The sequence below is a fragment of the Enterobacter sp. 940_PEND genome (assembly GCF_001059415.1).
Taxonomy (GTDB): Bacteria; Pseudomonadota; Gammaproteobacteria; order Enterobacterales; family Enterobacteriaceae; genus Enterobacter; species Enterobacter cloacae_M.
On the sequence record NZ_JUMS01000132.1, the window covers coordinates 1 to 20,732 of the forward strand.

17 protein-coding genes and 1 pseudogene are annotated in these 20,732 nt (G+C 54.3%); 7 read left to right on the forward strand and 11 right to left on the reverse strand.

The annotated features are described in order from the left end of the window. Window positions 1–161: 161 nt before the first annotated feature. From ADJ24_RS19175 to ADJ24_RS19190, 4 genes are read right to left on the reverse strand one after another with little or no spacing between them, the layout of a single operon-like run. Window positions 162–590: a hypothetical protein gene (locus tag ADJ24_RS19175; RefSeq protein ID WP_017384060.1), complete on the reverse strand. Its 429-nt coding sequence runs from the start codon at window positions 588–590 to the stop codon at window positions 162–164. A 3-nt stretch (window positions 591–593) separates the two neighbouring features. Then, window positions 594–2,711 carry a hypothetical protein gene (locus ADJ24_RS19180; RefSeq protein WP_017384059.1) on the reverse strand — a complete coding sequence of 706 codons (2,118 nt, stop codon included), beginning with the start codon at window positions 2,709–2,711 and terminating at the stop codon, window positions 594–596. Continuing rightward, window positions 2,699–4,465, reverse strand: coding sequence for a hypothetical protein (locus ADJ24_RS19185; protein ID WP_007897920.1), 1,767 nt, complete (start codon window positions 4,463–4,465; stop codon window positions 2,699–2,701). Before ADJ24_RS19185 ends, ADJ24_RS19180 begins: the two co-directional genes overlap by 13 nt. Further along, a complete protein-coding gene (locus ADJ24_RS19190) occupies window positions 4,452–5,699 on the reverse strand; it encodes a tyrosine-type recombinase/integrase (RefSeq protein WP_007897923.1) in 1,248 nt (415 codons plus the stop codon). Before ADJ24_RS19190 ends, ADJ24_RS19185 begins: the two co-directional genes overlap by 14 nt. Window positions 5,700–6,312: 613 nt before the next feature. Here ADJ24_RS19190 and ADJ24_RS19195 point away from each other — a divergent pair. Beyond that, on the forward strand, window positions 6,313–6,948 hold the full coding sequence (locus ADJ24_RS19195; protein WP_023279901.1) for a hypothetical protein: 636 nt from the start codon (window positions 6,313–6,315) through the stop codon (window positions 6,946–6,948). A 135-nt stretch (window positions 6,949–7,083) separates the two neighbouring features. On the opposite strand, the pseudogene ADJ24_RS19200 reads toward ADJ24_RS19195, so the two are convergent. Then, window positions 7,084–8,259, reverse strand: a pseudogene (locus ADJ24_RS19200) (YgiQ family radical SAM protein); the annotation flags it as partial. 199 nt (window positions 8,260–8,458) lie between these two features. Between ADJ24_RS19200 and ADJ24_RS19205 the strand changes: the two are divergent. Then, on the forward strand, window positions 8,459–9,934 hold the full coding sequence (locus tag ADJ24_RS19205; RefSeq protein WP_023309185.1) for a TrkH family potassium uptake protein: 1,476 nt from the start codon (window positions 8,459–8,461) through the stop codon (window positions 9,932–9,934). Between the two features lie 30 nt (window positions 9,935–9,964). Here ADJ24_RS19205 and ftsP read toward each other — a convergent pair whose 3' ends face one another. The 4 genes from ftsP to ADJ24_RS19225 all read right to left on the reverse strand — a co-directional run bounded on the left by ftsP (window position 9,965) and on the right by ADJ24_RS19225 (window position 15,115). Beyond that, window positions 9,965–11,377 carry a cell division protein FtsP gene (gene ftsP, locus ADJ24_RS19210; protein WP_023309186.1) on the reverse strand — a complete coding sequence of 471 codons (1,413 nt, stop codon included), beginning with the start codon at window positions 11,375–11,377 and terminating at the stop codon, window positions 9,965–9,967. A gap of 58 nt (window positions 11,378–11,435) precedes the next feature. After that, on the reverse strand, window positions 11,436–12,173 hold the full coding sequence (gene plsC, locus ADJ24_RS19215) for a 1-acylglycerol-3-phosphate O-acyltransferase (RefSeq protein ID WP_023309187.1): 738 nt from the start codon (window positions 12,171–12,173) through the stop codon (window positions 11,436–11,438). 163 nt (window positions 12,174–12,336) lie between these two features. After that, window positions 12,337–14,595: a DNA topoisomerase IV subunit A gene (gene parC, locus ADJ24_RS19220; RefSeq protein WP_023309188.1), complete on the reverse strand. Its 2,259-nt coding sequence runs from the start codon at window positions 14,593–14,595 to the stop codon at window positions 12,337–12,339. Window positions 14,596–14,713: 118 nt separating this feature from the next. After that, entirely contained in the window at window positions 14,714–15,115 is a 402-nt protein-coding gene (locus tag ADJ24_RS19225; RefSeq protein WP_023309189.1) for a YgiW/YdeI family stress tolerance OB fold protein, read from the reverse strand. A 139-nt stretch (window positions 15,116–15,254) separates the two neighbouring features. Here ADJ24_RS19225 and qseB point away from each other — a divergent pair, with 139 nt between their 5' ends. From qseB to lysM, 5 genes are all read left to right on the forward strand, one after another. After that, window positions 15,255–15,914 (forward strand): quorum sensing response regulator transcription factor QseB, encoded by a 660-nt coding sequence (qseB, locus tag ADJ24_RS19230; RefSeq protein WP_023309190.1) that lies wholly within the window; start codon window positions 15,255–15,257, stop codon window positions 15,912–15,914. Further along, the gene (gene qseC, locus ADJ24_RS19235; protein WP_023309191.1) at window positions 15,911–17,260 is read left to right on the forward strand and encodes a quorum sensing histidine kinase QseC; all 1,350 of its coding nucleotides are present in this window, start codon (window positions 15,911–15,913) and stop codon (window positions 17,258–17,260) included. Before qseB ends, qseC begins: the two co-directional genes overlap by 4 nt. 104 nt (window positions 17,261–17,364) lie before the next feature. Then, window positions 17,365–17,946, forward strand: coding sequence for an NAD(P)H-dependent oxidoreductase (locus ADJ24_RS19240; protein ID WP_023309192.1), 582 nt, complete (start codon window positions 17,365–17,367; stop codon window positions 17,944–17,946). 31 nt (window positions 17,947–17,977) lie between these two features. Further along, window positions 17,978–18,292, forward strand: coding sequence for a putative quinol monooxygenase (locus tag ADJ24_RS19245; RefSeq protein ID WP_023309193.1), 315 nt, complete (start codon window positions 17,978–17,980; stop codon window positions 18,290–18,292). A gap of 141 nt (window positions 18,293–18,433) precedes the next feature. After that, on the forward strand, window positions 18,434–18,874 hold the full coding sequence (gene lysM, locus ADJ24_RS19250) for a peptidoglycan-binding protein LysM (protein ID WP_023309194.1): 441 nt from the start codon (window positions 18,434–18,436) through the stop codon (window positions 18,872–18,874). Between the two features lie 17 nt (window positions 18,875–18,891). On the opposite strand, the gene ADJ24_RS19255 is transcribed toward lysM, so the two are convergent. Together ADJ24_RS19255 and ADJ24_RS19260 are read right to left on the reverse strand one after the other, a co-directional pair. Further along, window positions 18,892–19,779, reverse strand: coding sequence for a MurR/RpiR family transcriptional regulator (locus ADJ24_RS19255; protein ID WP_023309195.1), 888 nt, complete (start codon window positions 19,777–19,779; stop codon window positions 18,892–18,894). Next, window positions 19,776–20,726, reverse strand: a complete 951-nt coding sequence (locus ADJ24_RS19260; protein ID WP_023309196.1) for an iron-siderophore ABC transporter substrate-binding protein — start codon at window positions 20,724–20,726, stop codon at window positions 19,776–19,778. The genes ADJ24_RS19255 and ADJ24_RS19260 overlap by 4 nt, the downstream gene beginning before the upstream one ends. Between the last annotated feature and the right edge of the window lie 6 nt (window positions 20,727–20,732).

Below are 20,732 nucleotides of genomic sequence, written 5' to 3' on the forward strand. Positions count from 1 at the left end.
GAATAACCGCGATCAACAACCTGTTTGACTGCTTCAATTTTAAACTCTTCAGGATAACGCTTACCGCTCATGGGCACCTCTCTTTAAGTCATCTTAAATGACTCTGAGGTGTCTGTTAAACCTGTGGCGATTCACCTCGCGTCCTTCCGTTCAGTATAGCCTCAGTCCCTGACACCACCCGAGAACGGAATGACGTCCCCTTTCTCCCTCCCGGTGTTGCGTTCAAGCTCCCTGACATACTGCTGTAAAAGTATAAGGTTATGTAACAGCTCTACATTTTCAGCCATCATCTTTTTGATTTCTTCCCTCAGCTCATTTCTCTGACGGCGATACTTTTCTTTCAGCTTGATCTGCTGCTCAATGCCCTGCTCATCAACCGGCGCGGTGCCCTGGCACGTTTTTTTCAGACTGCGGATAGCCTCCCTGACCTGCCTGTACTCAGGACAGTTATAATTCAGGGTGCCGTTTGCCAGCCCCGCTCGTTTTTCCACAGCATACTGGCTGATACGCTCCCCTGATAACATCAGTTCCCTCAGGGCCTGCTCTGCTCTTGCCTGTGTTTTTTTAACCCCCGACTGTTCGTTCGTCATGCTCTATTCATCCTTTTCAAAAAAACGGACAGCATCTGCATAAAAATCTCTCTCAAGCATCAGAAAATCCCTGTCAGCCTGAGGAGCATTATTTCGCACGGCAATCTCCAGAAGGTTGTCATAATGAGCCATCCTGCGTTTCCACACGGGAACAGAATCAGCTCCGGCCAGCATGTTCTCACATCCCGGATTGCAGGACGCTGACTGAACAACCGCCTTAAACTCGCAGTCATGGCCATTCATGCAATAAAAACCGTTTCCAAGAGATACCAGTTTTTGCCCGCCTCGTTTAGCCATGCTCATCGCTTTTTTCAGTGTAGGAAACGTCATCTGATGTAAGTGCCCACCTCTCTGGGACATCAGTAACTTCCCGCCTTCGCCATAAAGCAGGCCTTCATGCTGATAAGAAACAGCCCTGGAAGCTGAGAGTTCGGTATCAACCCTCTCAATCTCGGCAGCGAATGCCTGAGGGATCGCCCGGCTAAAATGCGAAGCGTTGAGTGCACCGGACATATACCACTCCGTCATGCCTCTGATTAAGTGCTTAAACTGCCGGATAAGATCATTAGTAGAAATCAGATCAAGACGCCTGAGGTGTACAGCAAGTGAACGGCGAAACTGATGGGTTCGCAATGGCCAGAAAGCCCCCTCCCGAATCTCCATCGCAACGCGTTCATCATCACGTATGTTTGGATTTAAAAGCCTGAACTCATCAATATGGTCACGTCGGATGAACAGATGGTGTCTTTTCACAAATTTCTTTGCCCACTCAGTCTGGCGCTGCGTCCCCATAAAAGAGAGTTTTTGCTCCGAGAACCACGACCTGATATTTAAAGACAATGGAACATTGTCCAGCGTCTTCCCGTCCAGGCCTGTCATGATTTGATTAATTCTGCGTAAATGCTGAAAAGGCTTTTCCACATAGCGACAAACAACCCAGTCTTCGTGACTTCCACCTTCCGGGGCGAACTTATGCAACACCGAACGAAGTCCCAGGATATCACCATCATAAATCAGTGAACCGTGCATCACGCCAAGCACTTCGCTGTGTCTCATCCCCGACATGGCCTGTATCACATTCATGACTTTTAACGTCAGCTCAAAATGCCAGGTGTTCAGCTTTATGTGATCAACGCCAATAAAATCAGATCTCCAGCGCTTATTTTTATGTACCGAGAACCAGCCCTGCATCCCGGGGCCAAGTGTCGCGAAAAGCGCCCGAATTTCCCCGGCAACAATATTGTAGTAATACGCGGCCCGGTAATCCGGTATGCTTTTTGCTGTCCCTCTTTTACGGGCTTCCAGCATCGACGTATAGTAAGGCGAATCATAAAAACCGTTTATGATAGCGCACAGCCGGGAAAACCCGTCAAAATCGAAATCACTGATTTCAGCATCCAGTTCAGTAATCAGCCCTTCCCAGACAGACATCATAAGACTGAAAGGCATACAATATGTCTGGTTTGAATCATCCACACTGTTGTAACTGTCGAAGCTAATATCAGGAAAGTAACCGTATTTTCGAAGACGGGTATGACCTGTCAGCGAGATATCCGCCAGGTCCATAAAGTAATTACGTAATGTTCTTTCAGAACGCTTCCTGCCGTGCTCATCCTCCTCCTTCATCTTTACAATGAAAGCATTCCGGACAAGCGGAAAACGAAGCTGAAACAGACTGCGATACCCCATAGACTCAATAATACGGGCTCCCGCCACAATGTTTGCACATTTCCGGATCAGGGACTGCGTCTTCGCGGTCCTGCCGACAATCCAGAGCAGGCTGGCTGAGATGATTTTGGCTTCAAGACGCAGTTCAGGATCCCGTATGCCTGAAAAATTAACGGTTCTTAACGTTTCACCAATATGGGTTCTGACATAGCGATTGGTCCAGACATCATCCCTGAAATAAATATTCAGCGTCTCCTCATTGATAAAACGCATATCATGTTCATCTGAGCTGGCGATAACCAGGCAGTTATTCAGACGTTCAAAGCTTTTGTTTTCTAGTGCCTCACAGATGATATCCTCAGTCGGAAACTCATCCCCTGAACGAAGCGGCGTTCCGGCAGGAAACTCCGCCATTCGACTACGGCTTACCTCTTTTTTCTTCAAATCTGCCATACCGGAGCCACACCTTCTCGCTGAAGTTTAACGCGCGCTTTTTTCAGGGTCGCCTCATCTACCAGCCCAAGCCGTAAATCAATCTTCAGGAGTAACGTTTCATAACGCTCCACAGCATTGACCGAACCGATGTACAACGGTTTTCCATACTCGATAGCATGCCTGAATGACAGCAGGAGCCATACAGACTCCAGCGTTTCCACAACGCAACTTTTTGAACATTCGACACAATGAGAAAAATCCGCACAAGCCTTTGGTGTCCGGCCAAATCGTTTTTGCTTTTTTATAAAGCGCAATTCAATATCTGTAGGCGGCTCCTGCGATCGACATCCCAGGCCATTCAATAAAAGATCCACACCCTCATCGCTTCCACGCAGATCGATCCCCAGCTCATCAGCAACTTTTACCCGCTCGGATAACGCACGTGTCGCAATCCCCTGATTCATAAGCGTATCAAGTGCAGCACTGAAGTTTTCCTTCGCCCCCTGTGGGTTACCTGCAGCATAATTCCGCCTGTAAGTGCCCCAGTTATGCTGTGCTTTTTCCGCCGTAATCAGACCATTCTTTAATGTTCTGTCCGTATACTGCTCAGACGTTTTGCGCAAGCCAGAAACGGTAATTGATGGAAGCGAGGGATTAAGCTGCCGCATCGTGGCCCACGCCCCCTCAGAGTTAGAAAATTTAGTCAGATGACTGGGATTAAGAGAATAAAGCTTACGGAATTTCACCTGCGGCTCACTCAGAAACAGCGCCTGTACCGGAGGGAAGTTATCTGCGGAAACCAGATAGTTAACGATGTCGTCCCTGAGCCTGATAAAAGACAGAAACCAGTAATAGCCCGCACGTTTGGTCACATACTCCGATTTACCTATCGTCAGACGTATATACTTATTCGCTCTCCCCTTATAAACATAATCAGTGCTGATACCCTTTTCATCCAGATGTATATCATCCCGCGTCAGACCCAGAACCTGAGAGGTGTTTCCCCATGTGTGGTAACAGAACAGAAAAAAAGAAGTAAGAAAGTAATTTTCCAGAACGTCCCTGATGATGATCTCTGCCCTGCTGACCCCGTTCTCTCCCGGATACCGGAAATACGCTTCATAAACAGGTGCCAGCAAAGACGGTGAGAAATGCCGCACCCCTTTTTCCGATTTAGCGATATGCTCCCGGATACATCCCGCAAGGAACTCATTCATGGATGACAACTGCCTCAGGATCTCGGAAAGTTCATTCCTGGTATAGCTATCCCTTCCCTGCTGCTGATACGTTCCTTTCGGTAAGAATTCATATTCATACCGCCTCTGAATCTGCCCGCCCGTAAGCAAAAACCGGTTGACCACGGACAAGTAGTGTCTTGCCATCCTGACTGAAATTTTTCGCCGACGAATATCGTTCATGAGATGTTTAATATACATTTCAACGCCTTCAGCCGTGCCATAGTCATACTGATTGACTGACTGCCATATAAAAAACATATTGAGATAACGGAAAATGGTTAACCTTCCGGCGGGACGGTAAGACAGAAGAAATCGTTTCAGAGAGGCAATAAAATCGCGTTTTTCAGGGCGGGCAAGATGCGAATGTTCACTAAACCATCCGGGGAGCAACACATAATCTGAAAAATGAGCCTGAAGATAAACGTCAAGTAAATAATATCGGTTCAGATCCCGCTGAGTGATGTGTCCGCTGACCGTCTCCCATGACAGCACATTTTCGGCCATCCACGTTATCTGCGTTTCACTCCGGCTCATATATGGCTCCATCGCGACCTGCAGCACCGTCAATCAATGCGTCCATGACCCCGGCGACTGCATCAGAAATCTGGTTTTGCTGAAGAAAGACGATGTATTTCATCGTCGTATTTTCGCTTTTATGGCCCATCCAGTATTTTACTGTACCCAGCGCATTTGCGGCCTGATCGGGATAGCAACTCAGTGCCGAGCGTAAAAAATGGGTCGCAAACGTTGCCCGCAAATCATGGGGTTTATGTCTGAACACATTTCCCGGAGCAGACCGGGCCAGGCGATGGCGAAAACTGTACCAGCGGGAGTAAAAGGCTTTTTCAGACATCCGTTTCCCGTTTGCCATTAAAAATAAAGGCTCGTGCCGCCCTTCCCCACCCTGTCGTGCACGCCATTTTTGGATCTTCTTTTCATACTCCTCATCCGCCAGATAATCCAGAACCTGCTCGTACAATCGTCTGGTGATGAAGAGTTCTCGCGTCATCCCAAACTTCGTATGAACTCCGCATCTCGGACCAATATGAAGCCCCCTGATGGTCAACTCAGATACAGGGACACTGGCAAGGTACTCTTCAGTAAAGAGTGACGACGGCAGGGTCAGCATTTCATCCAGCCGTAACCCACAATTTTTCATCAGCACAATCATTAAACTGAACAACCCGGACTCAGATTTCAGTGCCTCATCCAGGATATGAACCTCTGCATCATTCAGTGGGTTGATTGTCCTTTTTGTTGTGCTGGTTATCCTGATGGCAAGATCCGAACTTATCACCTTGCGTCGCCCGTCAACGACTTTTTCGACCAACGTAAAAAATGAGCTGGCAGCCAGCTCACCACACTTGCCCAGAAATACGTAAAACCGTCGGATAACGCTGATGTACACCGCCGCGGTGGATGAGGCGATGCGCCCCTGCCTTACGGCCCCCAGAAGATACTCCCTGAAGCCATATGTAGGGCTTTGGTATTTCAACGTTCCCGGGGTGAAAGGGTCAAGTCCGTTATCCTCCAGCCACCTTATCCAGCGTAAAAATGCCCGGGCTAAAGGCTTTAAATCCCTGGCCTGCAGGATAGCTTTATCCATAAGATAAAAGTGTACATATCGGCTCAGTTTTCGATTCTGGATGCCGCTAATATAAGGTATTTCAGCATACAGAAATCCGGGTTCAAATTTCAGTTTCGGCTCTGTTGCATCCAGTTTGCTGACACGCCCATAACGCGCATGAATGTTAGTGATTATCCTCACAGTCTGTCGCCCTGAAACGCCACCTCATGCCTACACTATAAATCCGGAAGAAGAAAAAACAAACAACCAGGTTGCCGGGAGTGAATATGCAAATCAGGAGGAAAGTAAAAGATGTAACGACACCATCACGATGCAATACATTGACCTCAACACGTTACCCGGACCATACGTGATAAACATCACAAATCCTTTGAGTGAAGAACTTAAGATGTGATTTTCATTTCCCGGCACAAACCGTGCCCTTAAAAAACAGGCAACGGATACATCTTAATGCCAGAAGTAAACCTTAATTGATTGAATACAGCCTGAGTCCATTGCAAAAATAACACACAGGGTAAATTCGCATATACAGAACCCAACGAAAAGCAAAAGAAACCTGTAACACATTTCGTTTACCTGTCACTTTCAATTGTAAAAGCCAGCAGAAAAAGCGCATATAACTATATTTATCCCTGCGGGGACTTTTGTTTGTGCTATATATTTTTTACAGAGAACCGCAACGCGTCCAAACACAAGAATATATTTACCTCTGGAAAATGGTCTGACTCCCTTTCACGTGGTTGTAGTGACCTGTTCTGTGATTCATGTAATGTCTTTTCTGGATGAGGAAAATATGTCATCACTGATATTTTATACAGACGAAGCACAAGCACTGATTGTAACAGATACCCTTGCCGTCACCGATAATGGGGAGCCGTTATCTTTTGTTTCCAAAGCAGGTTACATCCCCCAGCTAAGAACCATCATAGCAGGTACGGGGGCAGGTGGATTTTCTAACACCTGGTTGCTTGAAGCATCAACCAGAATGGTCGTATCAGGTATACAAAATCTCAATTATCATACATCGGCCTGTCTAAGGAGGCTGTGGAAACAATACAAGCATGACCATGCAATTCCCTCTTCTTCAACGGTGACAACCAGTGTTTATCAGTTCGCAATTTGCGAGGAAACAGGAAATATCGTTTCGTTCGCCTATCGCTCAGTCCATGATTTCGAATCAGAGCAATTACAATACGGAACAGGAGTAAAACCTGAGTGCCAAATCCTGGATGGGGATTTGTTGCAGACAATTCCTGTAATGATGAATGAACAAAGGGCTATACAGGCGACATACTCACACCCGGAACGGATCCATATTGGCGGTGAGATGATTGCGCATTATCTGACATCATCTATGTATCAATGCTTTAAGATTGGGGAATTTGAGGATTTCAGAACTCAGGGAGAGTATATATTGAGCAGGATTTAGGCAAAACGCGGTTCAGATAAAGTGCTTTTAACAGGCTTGCTGAACATTAAAAGGATATCTCTCAATTACGATGAATAGCTTGAATTCTAAAAATAGAAAAGTAGAGTTTAACTCTAAATACATAAAAACAAGAGTAAACGAACAGCCGCCGAAGCAGCCGCGCATGATGTTGATCGAGAAGCGGATCATCTCATACGCCGGGATACGGGCGTTGCCGTACGCCGGGTGCGGAACGCGTTTGTACGGCAGCGCAAAGACGCTGTCCATCTCTTCGGTGGAGAGCGGGATCGCCGGCGGGTTGATCCAGATAAAGCGCTCGCCGTGCTTCTGCATCAGCGCGCGGGCGCAGCCAGGGTTGGTTTCATGGTGCAGAATACGGGACGCGTGCGCGTAGAGCACCTTGTCGGCTTTCACCTTCTCGTAGGACGGCAGCAGCACGTAGGTCTTTTCCCACGGTTTCGGGCGCGGCGGCTGCACAACGATAGCCTTCGCTTCCGCTTTTTTCGGCTCAACCGGCTTGTTATCGGCACACGGCAGATCTTCGCCGTACGGGTGCGGGATCGGGTCGATTTTGCCCGGCATATCAATGATGCGGGAATCCACCCCGCTCCAGCCCGGCAGCGCCTCTTTCACCATAATGGCGGTATTGCGCACGTCGCGGATGCTGCTAACCGGCTCACCCTGCGACAGACGGTGCGCCACTTCCACCAGCGGACGCTCGCCGTTACCGTAAATCAGCATATCGGCTTTGGAATCCACCAGCACCGAGCGGCGTACGGTATCTGACCAGTAGTCGTAGTGGGCGGTGCGGCGCAGGCTCGCCTCGATGCCGCCCAGGATCACCGGCACGTCTTTCCAGGCTTCTTTACAGCGCTGGGTATAGACCAGGGTTGCGCGGTCGGGGCGTTTGCCCGCCACGTTATCCGGCGTGTAGGCATCGTCATGGCGCAGCTTACGGTCGGCGGTGTAGCGGTTGATCATCGAATCCATGTTGCCTGCGGTCACGCCGAAGAACAGGTTCGGTTTACCCAGACGCATAAAGTCGTCTTTGCTGTTCCAGTCAGGCTGGGAGATGATCCCCACGCGGAAGCCCTGCGCCTCAAGCATACGGCCACAGATGGCCATACCGAAGCTCGGATGGTCAACGTAGGCATCGCCCGTGACCAGAATGATGTCGCAGCTGTCCCAGCCCAGTTGGTCCATCTCTTCCCGGGACATCGGCAGGAATGGCGCCGGTCCAAAGCAGGCCGCCCAGTACTGGGGCCAGGAGAAGAGGTCACGATCCGGCTGGATCAGGGAAATTGCGCTCATAATGCTTCCGAAGAAAAAATAGACAAAAGGAGCGGGATTATACGCTGTTCATCCGCCAGATTTGAAGAAAAGGATGCATGAAGCAGGCAGATATTCGGGGAAGTCGTTAAAATACGGCGCCCTGATAATTTTGAATCATAATATTCACTATATTTTCCGGTGATTTGCCCCGGAACGTGTTATTGCGCGGAGCTCTGTCGTGAAGCCCAACGATTCGTTACATGTATCCCAGCTGCGGGTTGTCCTTCACCTCTGCGGTTTTCTGGTTCTGCTGTACAGCCTTTCCATGCTGCCGCCGATGGTTATCGCCCTGCTGAATAAAGAGCGGACCTACTTTGCCTTTCTGACCACCTTTTTAACCTTTTTTACTCTCGGAGGGTTAACCTGGCGGGCAACCCGTCACGCCGGCATACAGCTGCGCACCCGCGACGGGTTTGTGATTATCGTGCTGTTCTGGCTGCTGTTCTCATTCATTAGCGCCATGCCGCTCTGGATGGATGACGGGCTACGGCTCTCCTTTGCCGACGCGCTCTTTGAAGGGGTTTCCGGGATCACCACCACCGGGGCAACGGTGATCGGGGACGTCAGCGCCCTGCCTAAGTCGTACCTTTATTACCGCGCACAGCTGAATTTCATTGGCGGGTTAGGCGTCATCGTGCTGGCCGTCGCGGTCCTGCCGCTGCTGGGCATTGGTGGCATGAAGCTCTATCAGTCAGAGATGCCGGGGCCGTTCAAGGAGGAGCGTCTGACTCCCCGCCTTGCCGATACCGCGCGCACGCTGTGGGTGACCTACTTCGCGCTGGGCGTGGCCTGCACCCTGGCCTACTGGCTGGCGGGAATGTCATTTTTTGACGCCCTCTGTCACGGGCTGTCGACCGTGTCGCTGGGCGGGTTCTCCACCCGCAGCGAGAGCATTGGGTTTTATGACAGCCACGCGATTGAGCTGGTCGCCGGGGCGTTTTCACTGCTCTCCGCGTTCAACTTCACCCTCTGGTACGTCGCCATTGTCAGACGCACCCTGAAACCGATTCGCCGCAGCCCGGAGGTTAAATTCTTTCTGAGCGCCGCCGCGGTGATTATTGTCATCACCGCCTGGCAGGTCTGGCATGCCGGGATGTACAACGCCACGGATAGCCTGGTGCACGCCTTCTTCCTTGCCAGTTCGATGATGACCGATAACGGCCTTTCGACCGCCGACTATGCCCAATGGCCCGCACACACCATTTTCCTGCTGTTGAGCGCCAGCTTTTTTGGCGGCTGCGTAGGCTCGACCTGCGGCGGAATCAAAGCCCTGCGTTTTCTCATTATGTTCAAGCAGAGTATTCAGGAGATGAACCAGCTGGCGCATCCGAGAGCGCTGCTGAGCATTAAGGTGGGCAAAAGCGTGGTGAATGAACGCGTCCTGCGCTCGGTATGGAGCTTCTTTTTTCTCTACGTCATGATCACGGGCTTTTTTGTCTGGTCGCTCAATCTGATGGGCTACGACCTGTTCACCGCATTCGCAACGGTCGCCGCCTGCATCAACAACATGGGGCTGGGGTTTGGGGAGACGGCGTCGACGTTTGGCACGTTAACAGAGGGGGCAAAACTACTGATGTGCGCGGCGATGATCTTAGGGCGTCTGGAAATTTACCCGGTGCTGATTCTGTTCTCGCGCTTTTTCTGGCGGGCATAAACCATTCCCGGCGAACCGGGAATGTCAGGATTATGGCGCAGGGTTGATCAGCATCTGCCCCACGGAGCCCCTGTCCATCATCTCCAGCGTCTGGCTGTGGAACAGGAACGGGAAGTGCGGCCACGAAGGCTGACCATAGTAGACAAGCAGCTCAACCTGGCCGTCCACCCAGACGGTATCTTTCCAGCCGCGGTCTTCCGGGAACGGCATCGCACCGTTGACGTTGCGGATCAGGAATGCCACCCCTTCAATATGGAACGACTGCGGCATATCTGAACGGACCGTCCAGCGCTCCCAGGTGCCCTGCTGCGCGGTAATGTCGATGCGGTTGACGTCCCACAGCGCGCCGTTGATGCCCGGGTCATCGCCCAGGCTGATATCACGGCTGCGCACCGGCGAGCCGCTCATGATCTCCTGCGGCAGCAGGCGCATTGGCAGGCTATCAGTCACCAGCGGCAGCAGACCGGTCGGGCGCAGGGTCAGCACCAGGGTCGAGACAAGAATGCTCGACGGTTCAAAGAACCCGCGAATGCGGTCCACAATGCTGGCCGCTTCACCGCAGGTGACAGACACTTCATCCCCGTTGGTCATATCAATGAGAACTTCACGACGTTCTCCCGGCGAGAGCGCCAGCTGTTTGACGGACACCGGGGCCGGTAAAAAGCCCTGGTCGCCGGAAATCACGTGCAGCGGACGGCCATCGCTCATTTGCAGCTGATAGCGGCGCGAGTTGGACGCGTTGAGCAGGCGCAGGCGCACCCAGCCGCGCGAGACCTCGACATACGGGCTTTGCGCGCCGTTGACCAACAGCGTATCGCCGACGAAGCCACCGCTGCCCGGCTCGCTATATTCCGGCGTACCGAAATTATCCAGACGCTTGTCCTGGATGATAATCGGGAAGTCATCCACGCCGTAGTGGTTCGGGATCGGCAGGGATTTGCTGACCTCATCTTCCACCAGCCACATTCCTGCCAGGCCGTTATAAACCTGCTGCGCCGTACGGTTAGGCGTGTTGGCATGATACCACAGGGTGGCCGCGCTCTGGCGAATCGGCAGAACCGGCGCCCAGTCGGCGCTGGGTGACATCATTCGCGCCGCGCCGCCAATCAACGGGCCGGGCACCTGTAGGCCGCTGATGGTCATGGCAACATTTTCAGGGGTACGGTTACTGTAGATGAGCTTTACGTCATCGCCATTCCACACGCGTATGGTCGGCCCAAGGTAACGTCCGTTAATGCCCCAGACCGGCGCGCGCGTCCCCTGGGTGAAGGACCAGTGGCTGCGCTGCAGCGTCAGGAAAAGCGGCTGACCGCGACGAGATTCAATTAATGGCGGAATAGGCAGCGGCTGTTGCTGCCCGGCGGCGCTGGCTGTCAGCGGCATCGCACCCGCACAAAGGGCGATCCCGGAAGCCTGAATAAACTGACGCCGACTGAGTGACATATAAGCTCCATCTGAAACGACTAACAACGCGGGAATTCGTTTTCCCTTCAACGCCGGATTAAATCTTACCGGCGGCTTCTCTCTCTGCGACTTCTTTGTCGAGCTGCGCAATATGCTGAGCCATCAGCTCACGACAGTGCGCTGCCAGCTCGCGCACCTGGTCTTTACCGTATTTGCTGGTATCGACGGGTGGAAGCATTTCGACAATCACCAGCCCGTTATTCAGGCGGTTAAGATTAATCTTATTCGAAGTATTGGAAACGCACACAGGAATAATTGGAACACCTGCCGCAATTGCGGCATGAAACGCCCCGGTTTTAAACGGCAGCAGGCCGCGGCCGCGGCTGCGCGTTCCTTCCGGGAACATCCAGATTGAGATTTTGCGCTTTTTAAAATGATTCACCACTTCCGCAATGGTGCTGTGCGCTTTCGCGCGGTTGTTACGGTCGATCAGCAGGTTCCCGGTCAGCCAGTACAGCTGGCCAAAAAACGGGATCCACAGCAGGCTTTTTTTTCCCACCGTCACGGTCGGTGGAAGCACGATATTTGCGGCGGTCACCATATCGTAATTGTTCTGATGGTTGGCGATATAGATGGCGTTACCGAAATTCTCCGCCCCTTCAGGCAGACGTTTTTCAACCTTCAGACCAAACAGCGGCGCAAGACGACCGAACATATGGCCAAAGGTGGCGACATGCTTCGGATTACGCGGGCTGAACAGGCAATAAATAGAGCCGAAAATACAGACCAGAATGCAGTAGATAACGGTAAGAATAAGACGAACAATATATAGCATAGCGACCTCTGAAGCCCCAACAGCTGACAATTATACTTCACCTGTGGCCAGGTAAGGACTTTATTACGAGCGCGTATTGTTAATCGCAACGCACGAATTAACAACGATTTTACGGGAAATTTTATTGAAACTCCCCCTCCGGGCAGAGGGGGATATCACGACATTACTCTTCGCTGTCACCCGCGGTGCTGCGTGCAGGAGAGTCAATCTCCACGCGGTCGATGCGCTGCAGGCCGCGCATCAGCGAGCCGCGGCGACCGCGCTCACCCACCACTTTCTGCAGCTCTTCCGGACGCAGCTTGATCTTACGCTTGCCGACGTGAATGGTCAGCGTGCTCTGCGGCGGCAGTAGGAAGAGGTGCGCCAGGCCATCTTCGCCTTTCGCGGCTTCCGCCGACGGGATGTTGATGATCTTGTTGCCCTTGCCTTTCGACAGCTCCGGCAGATCGCTGACCGGGAACATCAGCATACGTCCGGCGGTGGTGATCGCCAGCAGCATGTCGCTTTCGTTCTCGATCACCAGCGGCGCCATCACGTGGGCGTTGTCCGGCAGGCTAATCAGCGCCTTACCGGCACGGTTACGGGAGACCAGATCGTTGAAGGTACAGATAAAGCCGTAGCCCGCATCGGACGCCATGAGCAGCTTCTGGTCATCGGCTTCCATCAGCATATGGTCAACCGTCGCACCCGGCGGCAGCGTCAGCTTGCCGGTGAGCGGCTCGCCCTGCCCGCGCGCGGAAGGCAGCGTAATCGGGTCGATGGCGTAGCTGCGGCCGGTGGAGTCGATAAACGCCACCGGCTGGTTGCTCTTGCCTTTCACCGCCGCTTTGAAGCTGTCGCCCGCTTTGTAGCTCAGCCCCGGCGCGTCGATATCGTGGCCTTTGGCGCTACGCACCCAGCCGCTCTGCGACAGCACAATGGTGACCGGCTCGGACGGCTGCATGTCATGCTCGTTCATCGCCTTCGCTTCTTCGCGCTCGTGCAGCGGAGAACGACGGTCGTCGCCGAAGGCGTCTGCATCGGCCTGCAGCTCTTTCTTCAGCAGGGTGTTCATCTTGCGCTCGGACGCGAGGATCGCCTGCAGCTGATCGCGCTCTTTTTCCAGCTCGTTCTGCTCGCCGCGGATCTTCATCTCTTCCAGTTTGGCGAGATGGCGCAGCTTCAGTTCAAGGATCGCTTCGGCCTGGGTTTCGCTGATGCCAAAGCGCGACATCAGCGCCGGCTTCGGCTCGTCCTCGGTACGGATGATCTCAATCACTTCATCGATATTGAGGAACGCCACCAGCAAACCTTCGAGGATATGCAGGCGCTTAAGCACTTTCTCCAGACGATGGTTCAGACGACGACGGACAGTATCGCGGCGGAAGGTCAGCCATTCGGTGAGGATCTCCAGCAGGTTTTTCACCGCCGGGCGTCCGTCGAGGCCAATCATGTTCAGGTTGATGCGGTAGCTTTTTTCCAGATCGGTGGTGGCGAACAGGTGGTTCATCACCTGCTCCATGTCCACGCGGTTGGAGCGCGGCACGATCACCAGACGGGTCGGGTTCTCATGATCCGATTCGTCGCGCAGGTCGTCCACCATCGGCAGCTTTTTATTGCGCATCTGGGAGGCGATCTGCTCCAGCACTTTAGCTCCGGAAACCTGATGCGGCAGCGCGGTGATCACCACGGCGCCGTCCTCTTTATTCCACACCGCGCGCATGCGCACGGAGCCGCGACCGTTCTGGTAGATTTTGCGGATTTCCGCGCGTGAGGTGATGATCTCAGCTTCGGTCGGGAAATCTGGCCCCTGCACGATATCTAGCAGCTCGTCGAGCGTCGCTTTCGGCTGCTCGATGAGGGTAATAGCGGCTTTCGCCACTTCACGCAGGTTGTGCGGCGGAATGTCCGTCGCCATACCGACCGCAATACCGGTGGTACCGTTCAGCAGGATGTTCGGCAGACGCGCGGGCAGCATCTTCGGCTCCTGCATCGTACCGTCGAAGTTTGGCACCCAGTCAACGGTTCCCTGACCCAGCTCGCCCAGCAGCACTTCGGCATATTTAGAGAGACGGGATTCGGTATAACGCATCGCCGCGAAGGATTTCGGATCGTCCGGCGCACCCCAGTTCCCCTGCCCGTCCACCAGCGGGTAGCGGTAAGAGAACGGCTGCGCCATCAGCACCATCGCTTCATAACAGGCGCTGTCGCCGTGCGGATGGTATTTACCCAGTACGTCACCGACGGTACGGGCGGATTTCTTGAACTTGGCGGTGGCGTTCAGCCCCAGTTCGGACATCGCATAGACGATGCGGCGCTGAACGGGCTTCAGGCCATCCCCGATAAACGGCAACGCCCTGTCCATGATGACGTACATGGAGTAGTTCAGGTAGGCGTTTTCCGTGAATTCATGTAGCGCGAGGCGCTCTGCCATATCGCTCATTACGTGTGATTCCTCAACTCAGAAACCGAAGGGTTTCAGGCAATATTGCCGCAGATACTACCTCATCTGATGAATTGAGTCACAAAGAAAAAGGGCCGCACAGGCGGCCCTTTTCGGGTTATTTGTTCAGCTTAATCACCTGCTTCACGTCAATTTCAAACTCGTTCCAGTCTTTATCGACTTTACCCTGCAGTTCAACTTTATCCTGCGGAGTGACGGTCACGCCGTTCCAGCGCTTGTGGTCAATCTCAACTACGACCGTGCCGGACTCATCGCGGAAGGTGTAGCGGTCATCGGACAGGCGCTCGGTAATGTTCCCGCGCAGCTTCACCCAGGCATCGTCCTTCAGGTCTTTCACTTTTGCCGCGGTGGTGAGGTTAGCGTTGTTATCGACAAAACCGCCCTGCTGAGTTTGCGTCTGGGTCTGTGTGGCCGATGGGCCAGTAAAACCGCCCTGAGCAGCAAAGACCGGCGCGGTGGTCATCATCATGATGGCAGCAATTGCAGCGAATTTTTTCATTTTCATCTCTCCCTTTAATGTCGTTTCGCAATCCATTTAACAGGGTAATCCTTAACAACTTCTTAAGGGAAAAATTTATTTATTATTGCTGTACAGCAGGCGCTTACAGAGGGTTTACTGACGGCATCAAGGAGGGAACATGCGTATTTTACTGGTAGAAGACGACAGGTTAATCGGCGACGGTATCAAGGCGGGGCTAAGCAAAATGGGCTTTAGCGTGGACTGGTTTACCGACGGTAAAACCGGCCAGGCCGCGCTCTCCTCTGCGCCCTATGATGCCGTGGTGCTGGATCTGACGCTGCCGGAAATTGACGGTCTGGACATTCTGCGCGCATGGCGCGAAAGCGGGCGCAGCGAGCCGGTATTAATTCTGACGGCGCGGGATGCGCTTAACCAGCGCGTCGAGGGGCTGCGTCTTGGGGCGGATGATTATCTCTGTAAGCCGTTCGCGCTGATCGAAGTGGGTGCCCGCCTCGAAGCGCTGGTCCGCCGCAGCCACGGCCAGGCGCGTAGCGAGCTGCGTCACGGGAAGGTCACGCTCGATCCGACCCGTCTCATCGCCACGCTGGACGGTGAGCCGTTGACGCTCAAGCCGAAAGAGTTCGCGCTGCTGGAGCTGTTAATGCGTAACTCCGGTCGGGTGCTGCCGCGAAAGCTGATCGAGGAAAAACTCTATACCTGGGACGACGACGTCTCCAGCAACGCCATCGAGGTTCACGTCCATCATTTGCGCCGCAAGCTTGGGAGCGAGTTTATCCGCACCGTGCACGGCATCGGCTACACCCTGGGTAACGCATGAAACTGACGCAACGCCTTAGCCTTAAGCTGCGCCTGACGCTTCTCTTCCTGCTGCTCTCTCTGACGGCCTGGTTTGCTGCCAGCCTGGTCGCCTGGCAGCAGACGACCCACAAGCTCGACAAGCTGTTCGATACCCAGCAGATGCTGTTTGCTAAACGGCTGCTGACGATGGATCTGGACGAGATCCGCGCCCCCGAACGCATGCGCGAGATCCCGAAAAAAGTGAAGCACGGTCGTCTGGACGACGACGCGCTGGCTTTCGCCATTTACGCCGTCGACGGCAAAATGCTCCTCAACGACGGTGAAAACGGACGCGATATTCCGTACCACTATCGCCGCGACGGGTTCGATAACGGGCAGCTACAGGGCGACAACGACGAGTGGCGTTTTTTATGGCTGACTTCACCTGACGGAAAATACCGCGTGGTGGTCGGCCAGGAGTGGGAGTACCGCGAGGAGATGGCGCTGGACGTGGTCAGCTCGCAGCTGACCCCCTGGCTGGTGGCGCTGCCCGTGATGTTGCTGCTGCTGATCGTCCTCCTGAGTCGGGAGCTGAAGCCGCTGAAAAAGCTGGCGCAGACCCTGCGCTCCCGCTCGCCGGATGCCACCGATAAACTGCCGACGGAGGGCCTTCCTACGGAAGTGCGCCCCCTGCTCGACGCGCTGAATCATCTCTTCGCGCGCACCCAGGAGATGATGACCCGCGAGCGCCGCTTTACGTCCGATGCCGCCCACGAGCTACGCAGCCCGCTGGCGGCACTGAAGGTGCAAACTGACGTGGCGCAGCTGTATCAGGACGATCCCGAGGCGCAGTCCAAAGCCCTTTCGCAGCTACATGCGGGTATCGACCGCGCTTCCCGGCTGGTGGATCAACTCCTCACGCTGTCGCGCCTGGACTCGCTGGATAACCTTGACGATGTCGAACCGATTCCCCTGGCCGACTTGCTGCAGTCAGCCGTGCTGGATATCTGGCATCCGGCGCAGCAGGCGGGCATTGATCTTCGCCTGAACATCCATGCACCAGAGGTTACACGCACGGGCCAGCAGCTCCTCATGAGCCTGCTGGTGCGCAACCTGCTGGATAACGCGATTCGCTACAGTCCGCGCGGCAGCGTGGTGGACGTGACGCTGGACGCGCGTGGCTTTACCGTGCGCGACAACGGCCCAGGCATTTCACCTGACGCGCTGGCGCGTGTCGGCGAGCGCTTTTATCGTCCGCCGGGTCAGGATGCCACGGGCAGCGGGCTGGGGTTATCCATTGTAAAACGCATCGCCACCCTGCACGGGATGCGCGTTTCGCTGAGCAATGCGCCTGAAGGCGGTTTTGAAGTGAAGGTCAGCTGGTAGGGATTATTGCGTTTAACGCAAAAGACTTTGCACATTTTGCTCATTTTACCGCACCGTCCTCGCGCGTAGAATACTGGCCATACTCTCATCATCGAGGACAAATAATGAGCAACATCCTGATTATCAACGGTGCAAAAGAATTTGCGCATTCTAAAGGCCAGCTGAATGACACCCTGACCGAGGTCGCGGACGGTTTCCTGCGCGACGCCGGGCATGATGTTAAGGTCGTGCGCGCGGACAGCAATTATGATGTGAAGGCCGAAGTGCAGAACTTCCTGTGGGCTGACGTGGTGATCTGGCAGATGCCAGGCTGGTGGATGGGCGCGCCGTGGACCGTAAAAAAATACATGGACGACGTGTTCACCGAAGGTCACGGTTCACTGTATGCCAGCGATGGCCGCACCCGCTCTGACGCCTCCAAAAAATACGGCTCGGGCGGCCTGATTCAGGGCAAAAAATATATGCTCTCGCTGACCTGGAACGCCCCGCTGGAAGCCTTCACCGATAAAGATCAGTTCTTCGAAGGCGTGGGCGTCGACGGCGCGTACCTGCCGTTCCACAAGGCTAACCAGTTCCTGGGCATGGATCCGCTGCCGACCTTTATCGTCAACGACGTGATTAAAATGCCTGACGTCCCGAGCTATATCGCAGAATATCGCAAGCATCTCGCGAAAATTTTTGCTTAACTGGTAGCCTGGAATTAAAGGAGTAGTAAACATGCTTACCGTAATCGCAGAAATCCGTACTCGTCCAGGTCAACATCACCGTCAGGCGGTGCTGGATCAGTTCGTGAAAATTATCCCGACCGTACTGAAAGAAGAAGGCTGCCACGGCTACGCGCCGATGGTGGATGCCGCCACTGACGCCAGCTTCCAGGCGACCGCGCCAGACTCAATCATCATGGTTGAGCAGTGGGAAACCGTCGCGCACCTTGAAGCGCACCTGCAGACCCCTCACATGAAAGCGTGGAGCGATGCGGTGAAGGGTGACGTGCTGGAGACCCACATCCGCATTCTGGAGCAAGGGGTTTAAGTTCCCCCCCACCCCGCCCTCTCCCACAGGGAGAGGGAGAACAGAACCAGGCCCGGTGAGCGTCAGCGCTACCGGGTTTTTTATCAGCTTAAAACTCAACTGCTATGCTTATTCTGACTTCATGATTAACAGGAGGATGGAATGGGTCTTTTTAACTTCGTGAAAGAAGCAGGCGAAAAGCTATGGGATAACCTGACCGATCATAAAGGCCAGAGTGACAAAATCACCGAGCATCTCAAAAAACTCAATATTCCCGGTTCAGATAAGGTTCAGGTTAACGTTACCGACGGCAAAGCCAGCGTGACGGGTGACGGGCTGACCCAGGAGCAGAAAGAAAAAATCCAGGTCGCCGTCGGGAACATCGCGGGCGTCAGCGAGGTGGAGAACAACATCACCGCGACCGATGCCAAAGATGAAGCCACCTACTATACGGTGAAATCAGGCGATACCCTGAGCGCTATCTCCAAAACCGTCTACGGCGATGCCAACAAGTACAATAAGATTTTTGAGGCTAACCGCCCGATGCTCTCCAGCCCGGATAAAATCTATCCTGGCCAGACGCTGCGTATTCCTAAGGCGTGATCCGCGAGCCGGGGAAATCAGCTGCTTTTCTTCCCCGGTTTTAACCCACGATGTAACTCGTTGATGCGCTTCATCGACTTGATGGTGCGCTGTGGCTCGGTGGAGGCCACGGATAAAATAATCATCTCCAGACACAGCAGCACCGTGCCGTGGAGCGGAATTTTGCCTTTTTCGCCGCCGCGCGGAACGTGAATCACCACGCTGGCCTCCTTGCTGAAGCGTGAGTCGAGGGCGTTGGTCAGCAGGATGGTTGGAATGCCCAGACGCTTCGCTTCACGCAGCGTGGTTTGCCCCTCCCGGTGCGCGGATTTCTGCGCCATCATCACCAGCACGTCGCCGCGCTGAAGCGCAATCAGCTGCTCGGCAAGCCCTATTCCGGTACGGTTAAGCGGCGTGGCGGGTAACCCCATTCGGCTGAACAGCCTGGCGGTGTACTCGGCCAGAATGCCGGAGGCGCCAATGCCAAATATGGCGACCTGCCTCGCCTGCGCCAGCAGAGAGACGGCCTGGGCCATCGCGTAGCGGTTGTGGGGCTCGGATAACACTTCGCAGGTGTGCTGATGCCCCTCCAGCACGAAATCAATGCTCGCGTTGACGTCGCTGGCGAGCGTATTCACCGTGGTGGACATCTTTTCGCTGGAGGTGACCACCGGACCAAACCACTGCTCCAGCGTTTGCTTGAGATCGCGCAGCCCGGCGAAACCCAGCGCCTGAATGGCGCGGACCACCGTGGCATCTGAGGTTTTCAACAGCGTCGCGATCTCCATTGCGGTCTGTTCCATCACCGCTTCTCGGTTGTCATGAATATAGCGTGCAACCTGCAGCAGACGCGGCGTCAGCTGATGCGCACGCGCGCGAAAGCGGTCGCCATAGACATCCACGCGCCCTTTCTCTTTGCGGATCACCGTGACGCCTCCGGCAGCGGACGCCCGGCAATCTGCGACTGCACCTGCGCGGCCATCAGCCCTAACGAGGCGTACGAATTCGAGATGGCCTCTTCACGCGAGATCAGTACGTAATGCCCGGTTCGGCAGGCATTCAGGAACTGACACCAGCCCGGCATGACCGCATCCATCGCCGCCAGCTCGTCCTGCGGTTTACCGCCCGTATCCCCGCGCCAGGTAGCGAAGACGAAATCGGCATCCAGCTCCGGCAGGCGCTCGGCGCTGACGTCGATGCGCCCTCCTTCCGGGATGCTCTCAATCAGCGGCGGGAAGATGAACCCGGCGTCGCGCAGCACGCGGCCCAGCGAGTGGTAGCTGTGCATGGCGTTAATCTTTCCCTGATTCGCCTGAATCACGGACACGGTCACCTTGCGGGTATCAATAGTCGCCTTCAGCGCCTTAATCTGCTCCTGATAGCGCCGCTCCAGAACCTTAAGCCGCGCCTGCGTTCCCGTCAGCTGAGCCAGCTTGCGGTAGATCTCCGGCGCGCCGCCGTCGAGATGATCGATGCTCACCGTCGGGGCAATTTTCGCCAGCTGTTCCACCGGGGTGTTGCGGGTCGGCTCGGTAACGATCAGGTCAGGCTTTGCGGCGGCGATGGCTTCAATGTCGATATCGGCCGTACCGATAAATTTAATGTCGGAATTATCGAAGTCGACGCCGGTCAACATGCCGCTGGAGCGCAGAAAGTGGCTGCCGTCCGGCCGCGTGCGGCCATGGCTTGCCACCGGCGGCACGCCAAGCTCAATCAGCGGAATGGTGATATCCAGATCGTGTAAAGAGACAATCCGTTTCGGATGAACCGGCACCACCACTTTTCGGTTCAGATCGTCAGTAAACGTCTGCGTCGGCTCCGCCGCCCCCACCGCGAACCCCACCAGCAACAGCATCGAAAACAGTACGCGCATCATAGT